At 52.3% G+C, this 13,382-nt stretch carries 15 protein-coding genes; all 15 read left to right on the plus strand.

Features of this window, described 5'->3' with window-relative positions:
* The first annotated feature begins 44 nt into the window (after positions 1 to 44).
* The 15 genes from ABD035_RS15805 to yfcD all read left to right on the plus strand — a co-directional run bounded on the left by ABD035_RS15805 (position 45) and on the right by yfcD (position 13,348).
* On the plus strand, positions 45 to 1,052 hold the full coding sequence (locus tag ABD035_RS15805) for an aspartate-semialdehyde dehydrogenase (RefSeq protein ID WP_343871111.1): 1,008 nt from the start codon (positions 45 to 47) through the stop codon (positions 1,050 to 1,052).
* A gap of 2 nt (positions 1,053 to 1,054) precedes the next feature.
* On the plus strand, positions 1,055 to 1,882 hold the full coding sequence (gene truA, locus ABD035_RS15810) for a tRNA pseudouridine(38-40) synthase TruA (RefSeq protein ID WP_343871112.1): 828 nt from the start codon (positions 1,055 to 1,057) through the stop codon (positions 1,880 to 1,882).
* A 6-nt stretch (positions 1,883 to 1,888) separates the two neighbouring features.
* Complete coding sequence (locus ABD035_RS15815) at positions 1,889 to 2,545, plus strand: DedA family protein (RefSeq protein ID WP_343871113.1); 657 nt, start codon at positions 1,889 to 1,891, stop codon at positions 2,543 to 2,545.
* A gap of 151 nt (positions 2,546 to 2,696) precedes the next feature.
* Positions 2,697 to 3,608, plus strand: coding sequence for an acetyl-CoA carboxylase, carboxyltransferase subunit beta (gene accD / locus ABD035_RS15820; protein WP_343871114.1), 912 nt, complete (start codon positions 2,697 to 2,699; stop codon positions 3,606 to 3,608).
* Positions 3,609 to 3,674: 66 nt separating this feature from the next.
* Entirely contained in the window at positions 3,675 to 4,943 is a 1,269-nt protein-coding gene (gene folC, locus ABD035_RS15825; protein WP_343871115.1) for a bifunctional tetrahydrofolate synthase/dihydrofolate synthase, read from the plus strand.
* Entirely contained in the window at positions 4,933 to 5,793 is an 861-nt protein-coding gene (locus ABD035_RS15830; protein ID WP_343871116.1) for an SPOR domain-containing protein, read from the plus strand. Before folC ends, ABD035_RS15830 begins: the two co-directional genes overlap by 11 nt.
* Positions 5,794 to 6,004: 211 nt before the next feature.
* Positions 6,005 to 6,493 carry a colicin V production protein gene (cvpA, locus tag ABD035_RS15835; protein WP_212714016.1) on the plus strand — a complete coding sequence of 163 codons (489 nt, stop codon included), beginning with the start codon at positions 6,005 to 6,007 and terminating at the stop codon, positions 6,491 to 6,493.
* Positions 6,494 to 6,529: 36 nt separating this feature from the next.
* Positions 6,530 to 8,047 carry an amidophosphoribosyltransferase gene (gene purF / locus ABD035_RS15840; protein WP_212714015.1) on the plus strand — a complete coding sequence of 506 codons (1,518 nt, stop codon included), beginning with the start codon at positions 6,530 to 6,532 and terminating at the stop codon, positions 8,045 to 8,047.
* A gap of 122 nt (positions 8,048 to 8,169) precedes the next feature.
* Positions 8,170 to 8,742 (plus strand): UbiX family flavin prenyltransferase, encoded by a 573-nt coding sequence (locus ABD035_RS15845; RefSeq protein WP_212714014.1) that lies wholly within the window; start codon positions 8,170 to 8,172, stop codon positions 8,740 to 8,742.
* A 261-nt stretch (positions 8,743 to 9,003) separates the two neighbouring features.
* The gene (locus ABD035_RS15850) at positions 9,004 to 9,786 is read left to right on the plus strand and encodes a lysine/arginine/ornithine ABC transporter substrate-binding protein (protein ID WP_343871117.1); all 783 of its coding nucleotides are present in this window, start codon (positions 9,004 to 9,006) and stop codon (positions 9,784 to 9,786) included.
* A 62-nt stretch (positions 9,787 to 9,848) separates the two neighbouring features.
* The gene (locus ABD035_RS15855) at positions 9,849 to 10,535 is read left to right on the plus strand and encodes a histidine ABC transporter permease HisQ (protein ID WP_343871119.1); all 687 of its coding nucleotides are present in this window, start codon (positions 9,849 to 9,851) and stop codon (positions 10,533 to 10,535) included.
* Positions 10,532 to 11,236 carry an ABC transporter permease gene (locus ABD035_RS15860; RefSeq protein ID WP_212714011.1) on the plus strand — a complete coding sequence of 235 codons (705 nt, stop codon included), beginning with the start codon at positions 10,532 to 10,534 and terminating at the stop codon, positions 11,234 to 11,236. The genes ABD035_RS15855 and ABD035_RS15860 overlap by 4 nt, the downstream gene beginning before the upstream one ends.
* A 17-nt stretch (positions 11,237 to 11,253) precedes the next feature.
* Complete coding sequence (gene hisP / locus ABD035_RS15865) at positions 11,254 to 12,027, plus strand: histidine ABC transporter ATP-binding protein HisP (RefSeq protein ID WP_343871120.1); 774 nt, start codon at positions 11,254 to 11,256, stop codon at positions 12,025 to 12,027.
* 158 nt (positions 12,028 to 12,185) lie between these two features.
* A complete protein-coding gene (locus ABD035_RS15870; protein ID WP_343871121.1) occupies positions 12,186 to 12,419 on the plus strand; it encodes a hypothetical protein in 234 nt (77 codons plus the stop codon).
* A 383-nt stretch (positions 12,420 to 12,802) separates the two neighbouring features.
* The gene (gene yfcD / locus ABD035_RS15875) at positions 12,803 to 13,348 is read left to right on the plus strand and encodes an NUDIX hydrolase YfcD (RefSeq protein ID WP_343871122.1); all 546 of its coding nucleotides are present in this window, start codon (positions 12,803 to 12,805) and stop codon (positions 13,346 to 13,348) included.
* Positions 13,349 to 13,382: the final 34 nt, after the last annotated feature.

Below are 13,382 nucleotides of genomic sequence, written 5' to 3' on the forward strand. Positions count from 1 at the left end.
GTGTGTGACACCGCTTTCTTTTTTGTTTTCTGGAGTAAACCCACATGTCTGACGGCTGGAATATCGCGCTTTTAGGAGCAACCGGTGCAGTAGGAAGCGCTGTACTGGAATTGCTGACGGAGCGTCAGTTCCCGGTTGGCGAACTATTTTTATTAGCCAGCGAAAGCAGTGCCGGAGAAACGGTACGTGTTGATAATAAAAATCATCAGGTGAGTGATGCCGCTGATTTTGACTGGTCGCAGGCTCAGCTGGCTTTCTTTGTGGCCGGTACCGAAGCCTCGGCCTGTTACGCCGAACTGGCGGCAAATGCCGGCTGTCTGGTTATCGACAGCAGTCCGCTGTTTGCACTCTCCCCGGATGTTCCTTTGGTCATTGCGGATGTTAACCCGCACGTACTGGCGGACTACCGTAACCGCAACATTGTGTCGGTGGCCGACAGTCTGGTCAGCCAGTTGTTATGTGCCATTAAACCGCTGGCGGATACTGCCGGCCTGGGGCGTCTGCAGGTGACAACGCTGATTTCCGCCTCTGCCCACGGTAAAGCCGCCGTGGATGGTCTGGCGGGAGAGAGTGCCCGTCTGCTGAACGGTATTCCGCCGGAAGAGTACTATTTTGGCCGCCAGCTGGCCTTTAACCTTTTACCTCTGGTGCCGGATGAGCAGGGCAGTGTGGCTGTCAACCGCCGTATGGTCGACCAGATCCGCAAAATTCTGCAGGATGAAGGATTGCCGGTATCGGTCAGTGCCATTCAGGCCCCGGTTTTCTACGGCAATGCCCAGAGTGTGCTGATGGAAACCTTACGTCCCTACTCGGCGGACGAGGCACGTAATGACCTGGCAATGAACAGCGATATCGTACTGAGCGATGAAGGCGACTATCCGACTCCGGTCGGGGATGCCAGTGGTCATGGTCAGCTTTGCATCGGTGCCGTTCATAATGATTACGGGATCCCGGAGCAACTGCAGTTCTGGTCTGTCGCCGATAATGTCCGCTTCGGCGGGGCATTGATGGCGGTGAAAGTGGCTGAGCGTCTGGTGCAGGAGTATCTGTAAGCATGTCTGACGTTAAGACATATAAACTGGCATTGGGTATTGAGTACGATGGCAGCCGTTATTATGGCTGGCAACGTCAGCCGGAAGTTCGCAGTGTTCAGGGGGCGCTGGAAAAAGCCTTATCTAAGGTGGCCGATCAGCCGATCAATGTGTTCTGTGCCGGACGTACCGATGCCGGTGTGCATGGTACGGGACAGGTTGTCCATTTTGAAACCACGGTTCAGCGCGCAGACAGCGCCTGGACACTGGGGGTGAATGCGAATCTGCCGAAAGATATTGCCGTTCGCTGGGTGAAGAGCGTATCAGAGGATTTTCATGCCCGCTTCAGCGCCACCGCACGGCGTTACCGCTACATTATTTATAACCAGCGTTTACGGCCGGCGATCCTCGGGCAGGGGATAACGCACTTTTATCATCCGCTGGATGCGGCATCGATGCATCGTGCCGCGCAAAGCCTGCTGGGTGAAAATGACTTTACGTCTTTTCGCGCCGTCCATTGCCAGTCAAAAACGCCCTGGCGAAATATTCACCATGTGCATGTCTGGCGTCAGGGGGCATTTGTGGTCGTCGACATCAAAGCCAACGCCTTTGTTCACCATATGGTGCGTAATATCGTCGGTAGTCTGATGGAAGTCGGATGCGGTAATCAGCCGGAGTCCTGGATGGCTGATTTGCTGGCGGCCAGAGATCGAAAACTGGCGGCTGCTACGGCAAGAGCGGAAGGTCTTTACCTGGTGGCGGTGGATTACCCCCGTGAGTTTGCATTACCCGAGCCGGAGCCCGGCCCGTTGTTTCTGATGCAGGATCAGATGACATTTCAGAAGGATTAACACGTCATGGAATATATCCATCTTATTATCGATTTCATCCTGCACATTGATGTGCATCTGGCGCAGCTGGTCGCGGAATATGGCACATGGATTTATGCCATTCTGTTTCTGATTATTTTCTGCGAAACCGGGCTGGTGGTCACACCTTTCCTGCCAGGAGACTCGCTATTGTTTGTGGGGGGCGCGCTGGCGGCATTACCGGGTAATGAGTTGAATATTCATCTGCTGGTCCTGGTGATGGTGGTCGCAGCGATTGCCGGCGATGCGGTTAACTATACGATAGGTCGTCTGTTCGGCGATAAGTTGTTCAGTCGTCCGCAGTCTAAAATCTTCCGTCGCAGTCACCTGGAGAAAACCCACGGTTTCTACGAGAAGCATGGCGGAAAAACGATTATACTGGCACGTTTCATCCCGATCATCCGTACCTTTGCGCCTTTCGTGGCCGGTATGGGCAAGATGTCTTATCGACGTTTCGGGATGTTTAATATTGCCGGGGCGCTGGCGTGGGTGCTGCTGTTCAGCTATGCCGGTTATCTGTTTGGCGATCTGCCGGTCGTACAGAAAAATCTTAATCTGCTGATTGTTGCGATTATTATCGTTTCTGTCTTGCCCGGACTGATCGAATTCTGGCGGCAACGCCGGCAGGCAGCGCGGAAGAGCTAGTTTTTTCTGCAGGACCCGGATACGTCCACCAGATTTTTATCCACAGTCTCGACAGGTTGTGGTTTAATGGGCGTCATTTAGCGGCTGTTGAATAAAAATTCAGCAGAAACAATACAACTGGAAAACCCAGGTTCAAACAGAAAGGTCATCAATGAGCTGGATTGAACGAATTCTTAGTAAGAGTAATGTAACCCCGACGCGTAAAGCGAGTATTCCTGAAGGGGTCTGGACAAAATGTGATAGCTGCGACCAGGTGCTGTACCGTGCAGAACTGGAGCGTAACCTGGAAGTGTGTCCGAAATGTGATCATCACATGCGTATGCACGCACGTGATCGCCTGACCTCTTTTATGGATCAGGACACCCTGGTCGAGCTGGGTAGCGAACTGGAACCGAGAGATATTCTGAAGTTCCGCGACTCAAAGAAATATAAAGACCGTATTCTGGCAGCACAAAAGAGCACCGGTGAGAAAGATGCGCTGGTGGTCATGAAAGGTGAACTGCACGGTATGCCTGTGGTGGCCGCTGCCTTTGAGTTCGCCTTTATGGGCGGCTCTATGGGTTCTGTGGTCGGTGCTCGTTTTATTCGTGGTGTTGAGCAGGCTCTGGAAGAAAACTGTCCGTTTATCTGTTTCTCTGCCAGCGGCGGGGCGCGTATGCAGGAAGCGTTGATGTCACTGATGCAAATGGCGAAAACCAGTGCAGCCCTGGCTAAAATGCGTGAACGCGGATTGCCTTATATCTCGGTACTGACTGACCCGACAATGGGCGGGGTTTCGGCGAGCTTTGCGATGCTGGGTGACCTGAATATCGCAGAACCGAAAGCGCTGATCGGTTTCGCCGGTCCACGAGTTATCGAACAGACGGTCCGTGAAAAACTGCCACCGGGCTTCCAGCGCAGTGAGTTTCTGATCGAAAAAGGTGCGATTGATATGATTGTCCGTCGCCCGAACATGCGCTTTAAGCTGGCGAGTCTACTGGCAAAAATGATGAATCTGCCGGCGCCACTTCATGAAACCCATCAGTCGGATGTGAAGACTGACGCGGAACATGACGAGGCCTGACAGGTATGAAAAAGACGCTTTTATAGCGTCTTTTACCTATGCACCGTAATAACCTCAACGGGACACATGGAAAATCTTCACCTACCTCAAGCCACGTCGCCCCTTGCCACGTGGCTTACTTATCTCGAAAATCTGCACAGCCAGGCCATCGACTTAGGGCTTGAGCGTGTGCGTCGTGTTGCGGCTCAGCTAAATCTGTTGAGGCCCGCCCCCTTTGTCTTCACCGTCGCCGGAACCAATGGTAAGGGGACAACCTGCCGGACGCTCGAAGCGCTGCTGATTGCTGCAGGTTATCGTGTCGGGGTCTACAGTTCACCGCATCTGGTCCGGTATACGGAACGGGTCCGAATTCAGTCACAGGAACTGAGTGACGCAGAGCATACGCAAAGCTTCTCGGTCATCGAACAGGGCCGCGGGGATACGTCGCTGACGTATTTCGAGTACAGCACCTTGTCTGCATTGCAGTTGTTCCGTCAGGCGGATCTGGATGTTGTGATCCTGGAAGTCGGGCTGGGTGGCCGGCTGGATGCGACCAATATCGTGGATGCGGATGTGGCGGTGATCACCAGTATTGCCCTCGACCATACTGATTGGCTGGGCCCGGATCGCGAAAGCATCGGGCGTGAGAAAGCTGGCGTTTTCCGCAGCGGCAAACCTGCCGTCGTGGGGGAGCCGGATATGCCGGCATCGATGGGTCAGGTCGCGGCGGATAAAGGCGCGATACTGTTGCAACGTAATCATCAGTGGTCTTATCAGACGGATGCTCAGGCATGGGATTTCCGGGATATTCAGGGTGAGCTGCGCGGCCTGCCTCTGCCCCGGGTCCCCCTCCCGAATGCTGCGACCGCGCTGGCTGCCCTGAGGGTGTCCGGTTTACAGGTCAGCGAAGCCTGTATTCGTGAAAATCTGCCGGGCATTGTCCTGCCGGGGCGTTTCCAGACGATCAGTGAATCTCCGCGGGTGATCCTGGATGTGGCTCATAATCCGCATGCAGCCGCTTTTCTGGCCTCACAACTCGCGACATTACCGCGCGTGGGTAAAGTCAGAGCCGTGGTCGGTATGCTGCATGATAAAGATATCGCCGGTACGCTGGCCGAACTCCGTCCTCAGGTCGATAACTGGTATTGCGCGCCGCTCGAAGGCCCGCGGGGAGCCCGTGCTGAAGAACTGATGGCCCATTTGCCGCAGGCAGAATGTTTTGCTACGGTGGAAGACGCGTGGAAAGCGGCACGACAGCAGGCCGGGGCACAGGACATTATTCTGGTTTGTGGTTCCTTCCATACGGTCGCTCATGTGATGACGTCTGTCTCAGGGGAGAAGGGAAGTGGCGAGTAAATTTCAGAATCGTTTAGTCGGGACGGTTATCCTGGTCGCGATTGGTGTGATTGTATTGCCGGGATTGCTGGACGGTAAGAAAAAGCATTACCAGGAAGAGTTCGCGGCCATTCCTCTGGTGCCTAAGCCCGGCGACCAGCAGGATAACGATCTGGTGCCGCCAGTGACTCAGCCGTTGACGGCGGCACCTGCCGCGTCAGCCGCTGCGGGGAGTGCAGCCAGTGCTGCGGCGAATGCCGGCACAGTGACACCTGGCAGCAGCCACGGTGATTCAGTTCCGCCGGCACCGGACCGTCAGTCACCGGTGACTGACTCTTCAACGGTAGTCAGTCCGTCGGCGTCATCACAGGCGGAGAAACTTCGCCAGCAGCAACAACAGCAACAACAGCAACAACAGCAACAGCAACAGCAGGCTGAGCGTCAGAAGCAGGCGCAGTTAGCCCGTGAGCGTCAGGCGGAAGAGCGTGCCCGTCAGCAGGCGGCCGATGCTGCCACGAAGGCTAAGGCCCGACAGGCACAGCAGGAACGCGAACGCGCGAGAGCATTACAGGCACTGAATGATCAGTCTTCAGCACCACAGCCTCAGAGTAAACCGGAAACTCCGTCAGGACAGGCCTGGGTTATTCAGCTGGGAGCATTGAAAAATGCAGCCAGGGTCAGTGAAATTGTGGCGCAGCTACGCAGTGCCGGGTTCAGGGCCTATTCTCTGCCGGCAGAACCGGTTCAGGGAGAAATTAACCGCATTCTGGTCGGTCCGGACAGCTCGAAAAGTCATTTGCAGTCTCAGGTGGCTGAACTGAAGAGTAAAACCGGCCTGAGCGGCGTGATACGGCCATATTCAGCCCGCTGAACCGGCCCCCGGGAACGGGGGCCAGGTCGGTTACGGTGAATTGTTATATAATTCATATAGATAAATATTTTTAATCTCAGGGTAATGAATAAAAAATTTCATTACCCTTTTTCTCTGTCGTCCGGGAAAACGCTACGCAAACGTTTTCTTTTTCTGTTAAAATGCGCCGCGAACAGATGGCAGAAAGGATCATAGTGCGCCGGAAACATACATGAACTGGATTGATTACGTCATTATAGGGATTATCGGATTCTCAGCCTTTGTGAGTCTGATCAGGGGCTTTGTCCGTGAAGCTTTATCTTTAGTCACCTGGGGATGTGCGTTTTTTGTCGCGAGTCATTATTTTTCCTATCTGGCCGTCTGGTTTACCGGGTTTGAAGAACCCCTGGTACGAAATGGTGTAGCAATAGCCGTACTTTTTATTGCGACGCTGATTGTCGGGGCCATAGTAAATTATGTGATTGGAACGCTGGTGGAAAAAACCGGTTTGTCCGGGACGGACCGTGTGTTAGGTGTCTGTTTTGGCGCATTAAGAGGCGTGCTGATTGTTTCGGCCATCCTCTTTTTTCTGGATACCTTTACCGGATTTTCTAAAAGCACGGACTGGACACAGTCACAATTGATCCCTCAATTCAGCGGTATCATCAGATGGTTTTTTGATTATTTACAGAGCACGTCGAGTTTTTTACCCCGGTCATAAGGTCGGGGGGATGCGGCTTAATGAGGAAATGACAACATGTGCGGTATTGTCGGTATCACCGGATTTCTGCCGGTTAACCAGTCTATTTATGATGCTTTAACTGTGTTACAGCATCGCGGTCAGGATGCAGCAGGTATCTGTACCATCGATAGCATGAATTGCTTTCGCCTGCGCAAAGCAAACGGACTGGTGAGCGATGTGTTTGAAGCACGTCATATGCAGCGCCTCCAGGGAAACATGGGCATTGGTCATGTTCGTTACCCGACAGCAGGTAGCTCAAGTGCCTCTGAAGCCCAGCCCTTTTATGTAAACTCCCCTTACGGTATTACATTGGCGCATAACGGTAACCTGACAAACGCCCATGAATTACGTTCCCGCCTGTTTGAGCACGGTCGTCGCCATGTAAATACCACCTCGGACTCTGAGGTGCTGCTGAATATCTTTGCCCAGGAACTGGACCGTTTTCAGGATTATCCGCTGTCGGCGGACAATATCTTTGCGGCGGTAGAGTCCTTACACAAACAGGTGAGGGGCGCCTATGCCGTTGTTTCCATGATCATCGGTCATGGCATGGTGGCATTCCGCGATCCCAACGGTATTCGTCCGCTGGTGCTGGGTAAACGCGTACTGCCGGATCAACGCGTTGAGTATATGGTGGCGTCCGAGAGTGTTGCGCTGGATACTCTGGGCTTTGAATTTATCCGCGATGTCGCCCCCGGTGAAGCGGTCTATATCACCGAAAAAGGACAGCTTTCTACCCGCCAGTGTGCCGAAAATCCGAAGTGTAATCCGTGCCTGTTTGAATATGTTTACTTTGCCCGTCCGGACTCCTTCCTGGACAAAATTTCGGTATACAGTGCCCGTGTGCGCATGGGAACAAAACTGGGCGAAAAAATTGCACGGGAATGGGAAGACCTGGATATCGATGTGGTTATTCCTATCCCGGAAACCTCGACCGATGTGGCGCTGGAAATTGCCCGTATCCTTGATAAACCTTACCGCCAGGGGTTTGTAAAAAACCGCTATGTGGGCCGGACATTTATCATGCCAGGACAGCAGATGCGCCGCAGTGCGGTCCGTCGTAAACTGAACGCTAACCGTGCCGAATTCCGTGATAAAAACGTGCTACTGGTCGATGATTCAATTGTACGTGGCACCACCTCAGAGCAGATTATCGAAATGGCTCGTGAAGCCGGGGCGAAGAAAGTGTATCTGGCATCGGCGGCACCTGAGGTGCGCTTCCCGAATGTTTACGGGATTGACATGCCCAGTGTCACTGAGCTGATTGCTCACGGACGTGAAGTGAATGAAATTTGTCAGCTGATTAAAGCGGATGCGCTGATTTTCCAGGACCTTAAAGATCTGGTCGCCGCAGTACGGGAAGAAAACCCGGAAATCACGCAGTTCGACTGTTCGGTGTTTGATGGCATTTATGTGACCAAAGACGTGGATCAGGGCTATCTTGATTATCTGCAGTCGCTGCGTAATGACGATGCTATGGCGATAGCCCGGCAGACGGAAACCGAAAATCTGGAACTGCATAACGAAGGTTAATCACCGGCGCGACCAAAATAAAGCACAGGGCGGATTTCCGCCCTGTGCTTTTTGGGAAATCCATTCGCTCACAGAGTACTCCCGCGGTATCATAGGCGTTTTACCGGAGTGCAGGGCAGGATATGAAGAGGCTGATTGTTGGGTTATCAGGGGCCAGTGGCGTTATCTACGGTATACGTTTACTGGAAGTTTTAAAAAACGTGCCTGAGGTGGAAACCCATTTGGTCATGAGTCAGTCAGCCCGTCAGACGCTGGCACTGGAAAGTGACTATTCTGTGCGGGATGTTCAGTCACTGGCGGATGTGGTTCACGATATCCGTGATATTGGTGCCAGTATTTCTTCAGGATCCTATAAAACGGATGGCATGGCGCTGCTGCCCTGTTCAATGAAGACGCTGTCCGGCATTGTTCACAGCTACAGTGATAATCTGCTGATCCGGGCGGCAGATGTCGTCCTGAAAGAACGGCGTAAGCTGGTGCTCGGTGTACGTGAAACCCCTCTGCATCTCGGACATCTGCGGATGATGACGACGGCTGCAGAAATGGGCGCGATTATTATGCCTCCGATGCCTGCATTTTATCACCGGCCACAAAATGTCATGGATATCGTCGATCAGACCGTCAACCGGGTGATCGATCAGTTCGATATTACCTTGTCTGAAGACCTCTTTGCCCGCTGGCAGGGCAAAAGCTAAGGTCAAATGACCCTTTATAGTGCATTTTTCTTCGTGAGCACCGATGCGGTGCTCATGTTTCCCTGTTCCGGTGCATAGATTTCCCTCCGGGTAGCTTGTCTTCTGCTGTATCGCCTCGCGCTGTACGAAAAAAATACGATTTCCGTGATTGTCGGCGGTTCCTGCAATAGCCGCGCATTCTGGCATGAAATGTGCAAAACTACCTCTGCACACATGACAGTAATATTTATCACTATAAAAAAATTAACCAGAGGGCAATCTATGAAAAAGCGTGTTTTGGCTCTTTCGCTTGTATTGGCATTTTCCAGTGTTGGCAGCGTATTCGCTGCTATCCCGCAAACACTGCGTATCGGCACTGATCCGACATACCCGCCCTTTGAGTCCAAAAATTCTGACGGACAGATAGTGGGATTTGATATCGACCTGGCGAACAACATTTGTCAGCGTATTCATACCAAATGCGTCTTTGTGGAAGGGGATTTTGACAGTCTGATCCCGTCGCTGAAAGCGCAAAAGATAGATGCCATCGTCTCAGCCCTGTCGATTACACCAAAGCGGGAAGAGCAGATTGCATTTTCAGATAAACTTTACGCCGCCAATGCCCGTCTGGTTGCGGTGAAAGGCTCTACGCTGCAACCTACGGTGGCATCCCTGAAAGGGAAGAGCATCGGGGTAGAGCAGGGGACCACGCAGGAAACTTATGCGAATCAATACTGGCGTCCGAAAGGCGTGAACGTTGTCTCCTACGCCACGCAGGATCAGGCTTATCAGGATCTGAATGCCGGTCGTATCGATGCCGCATTCCAGGATGAAGTTCAGGCCGGTGAAGGCTTCCTGAAGAGCCCGGTCGGTAAAGGGTATGCCTTTGCCGGTCCGGCGGTGAAAGATGAGAAAATCTTCGGTGTAGGTACCGGTATGGGACTGCCGAAGGGCGATACTGAGCTGAAAACTGCCGTGGATAAAGCGTTTGAGGCGATGCGCAAAGACGGGACTTACGATAAGCTGGCGAAGAAATATTTCGATTTTAATGTGTACGGTGGCTAATGTGTCATCCGCTACCCGCCGCCGGCGGGTAGCAGTTATCTATTTTTTGCAGGAATTTGTTGATGCTCTACGGATATACCGACGTCATTATGAAAGGCGCGCTGGTCACGATTGAACTGGCCTTAAGCTCTGTGGTGCTGGCGGTGATATTAGGGCTGATAGGTGCCGGGGCAAAGTTATCTAAAAATCGCGTGCTGACTACGATTTTTGGCGCCTATACCACCATTATCCGTGGTATCCCGGACCTGGTATTAATGCTGCTGATTTATTATGGCCTGCAGATTGCCCTGAATGAATTTACTGATCTGCTGGGGATGGCGCAGTTTGATATTGATCCTATGATGGCAGGGATCACCACTATCGGGTTTATTTACGGCGCATACTTCACTGAAACCTTTCGCGGGGCTTTCCTGTCTGTGCCTAAGGGCCAGATTGAATCCGCGACGGCTTTTGGCATGACGCCGTCTCAGGTTTTCCGGCGGATACAGTTTCCGCTGATGATGCGTTTTGCGCTACCGGCGATCGGTAATAACTGGCAGGTAATTTTAAAAGCCACGGCGCTGGTTTCCTTACTGGGTCTGGAAGATGTGATTAAGGCCACCTCACTGGCAGGTAAGAGTACCTGGCAGCCTTTCTATTTTTCTCTGGTCGCAGGTGCGATCTATCTGTTTTTTACCACGGTTTCCAATGGCGTGTTGTGGTGGCTGGAACGCCGCTATTCAGTGGGAGTGAAAAAGGCTGAATTATGATTGATATTATTCACGACTACTGGAAGTCTCTGTTATGGACCGACGGATACCATATTACCGGGGTCGCTATTACGTTATGGCTGCTGGTGCTGTCGGTGGCTATCGGCGGTGTGCTGGCCCTGTTCCTGGCCATTGCCAGAGTATCACCTAACCGTTTTATCAGTACGCCGGTCTGGCTGTTCACCTATGTTTTTCGCGGAACACCGCTGTATGTACAGTTACTGGTGTTCTATACCGGGATGTATACGCTGGAAATTGTGAAAGGTAACGAGTTACTGAATGCCTTTTTCCGCAGCGGTATGAACTGTGCGGTGCTGGCGTTTACCCTGAATACCTGTGCGTATACCACCGAACTTTTTGCAGGTGCTATCCGTTCCGTACCTCACGGGGAAATCGAAGCCGCCAGAGCCTACGGCTTTTCCACCTTCAAGCTGTACCGTTGCATTATTCTGCCAGCCGCCTTGCGTATTGCTTTACCGGCTTACAGTAATGAAGTGATCCTGATGCTGCACTCCACGTCTCTGGCGTTTACTGCGACCGTGCCGGACGTGCTGAAAATCGCCAGGGATATTAATGCCGCGACCTACGAGCCTTTCACGGCCTTTGGTATTGCCGCGGTGATCTATCTGGTCATCTCTTACTGCCTGATATCGCTGTTCCGTAAAGCGGAGCGCCGCTGGCTGCCCCACGTTAAATCCTGATCCCGCTGAGTATAACTATGTCTGAATTAAAATTAAGTGTGACAGAGCTCCATAAACGTTATGGGGATCATGAAGTCCTGAAGGGTGTTTCATTACAGGCTGCGGCAGGTGATGTTATCAGTATTATCGGTTCTTCAGGCTCAGGAAAAAGTACGTTTCTGCGTTGTATTAATTTTCTGGAAAAACCAAGCGAAGGCTCTATATCGTTGAATAATGAAAATATTCATCTGGTCAGGGATAAAGATGGTCAGCTGAAAGTGGCAGATAAAGAGCAACTGCGGAAATTACGCACCCGCCTGACCATGGTATTTCAGCACTTTAACCTGTGGAGCCATATGACGGTGCTGGATAACGTGATGGAAGCGCCGGTCCAGGTACTGGGTATCAGTAAGCAGGAAGCGCGGGCGCGTGCAATTAAATACCTTGATAAAGTCGGTATTGATGCCCGGGCCCGTGATAAATATCCGGTTCATCTTTCGGGGGGGCAGCAGCAGCGTGTCTCAATCGCGCGGGCACTGGCGATGGAGCCGGAAGTGTTGCTGTTTGACGAACCGACTTCGGCGCTGGATCCGGAACTGGTGGCTGAGGTATTACGTATCATGCAGCAGCTGGCAGAAGAAGGAAAAACCATGGTCGTGGTCACCCATGAAATGGAATTTGCCCGCCATGTCTCAAGCCAGGTGATTTTCCTGCATCAGGGGAAAATTGAAGAGCAGGGTTCTCCTGAAAAACTGTTCGGTAACCCGGAGAGTCCGCGCCTGCAGCAATTTTTATCCGGTGCATTGAAGTAAGCTGTACTCCCGCCGGGTGCCGGCACCCGGCGGGAGAGAGATTATATTTCTGACCGTTGCCTTTCCGGCACCGTCAATTGACGAAACCTGTCTTAATAACGTCCGCAGTCGTCTGATCACCGGTGGTTCATCTGCCTGTTTAACAGGGATAATAACGGATGTCGTCCGCTCAGTCTGTTGCCGGACACGATAGCTTCATTTACTGCCCTGAGATTGCCCCGGGCTTTATCGTCATCCCGGGGGAGAGAGCCTCGTTGTTTTCACGGCGAATAACCAGTCGTTGTCACCTCCCGACCGGTACGCCACGGGGTCTTCCCGGGGTTACCTGTGCCGGTCTGTATTCGCAGAACGACGTGAAACCGGCAGAACGTCCGGGCGATGCATCGCGGTGAAAAGTGCCAAAGAAGACAACCCGGGATGACTGCCGGTGGCAAATACCGGCCACAGGCCCCGGAACGATGAGTTCAGTGTCTGCCAGAGGACGGGTCAGCCATACCCGGGGCAGGACAATATGTGCGGTCTCTGTGCGTAATGATCGTGAATTATTGATACTAAAGTTACGGGTAAAGGTCGCCGATAGTCTTCCGGACAGACCGCGAAAGCCGTCGCTGTCACGGTATCCGCAGCCTGTAGTTCAGTATCTGAGAAAAGCACGGCTTCAGAGAAAAAATATAAAGTCATCAATGGGTAACATTTAACAATTTCTTAACTCCCATTATTATCATTGTCTGATAAAATCAGATGTTATGTGAATCTGCGAGAAAAAGGGTTACGGATGGTGGAGCAAATTCCTGAAGACGATATCGAGTGGGTCGATATTGTTGATGAAAATGATGAAGTCATCACGACGGCCAGTCGTGCACAAATGCGGGCCGAATGTCTCCGTCACCGGGCAACCTATATTGTGGTCCATAACGGTATGGGTGAGATACTGGTTCAGCGCCGTACTGAAAATAAAGATTTTATGCCGGGTAAACTCGATGCAACAGCGGGCGGCGTCGTGCAAAGCGGTGAAGACATCCTGGCATCCGCACGGCGTGAAGCCGAAGAGGAACTGGGGATCGCTGCCGTCCCTTTTGCAGAGCACGGAAAATTTTATTTTGAAGACAGTCACTGCCGTGTCTGGGGTGCGCTGTTCAGTTGTGTCTGTCATGGCCCGTTTGCCATGCAGGAAAGTGAGGTCGCTGAGATTTTCTGGATGACCCCTGAAGAGATCACGGTACGTTGTGATGAGTTTACTGATGACTCTCTTAAAGCGCTGTCGTTATGGATGAGCCGTAACAGTGAGGGCCGTCGCGCCTCAAACGAGTTACAGTCTTAATCATCCGCGCTAACGCTTCCCGCAGGCAGCGGTT

The organism is Tatumella terrea, from assembly GCF_039523755.1.
In the GTDB taxonomy this organism is placed as follows: domain Bacteria; phylum Pseudomonadota; class Gammaproteobacteria; order Enterobacterales; family Enterobacteriaceae; genus Tatumella; species Tatumella terrea.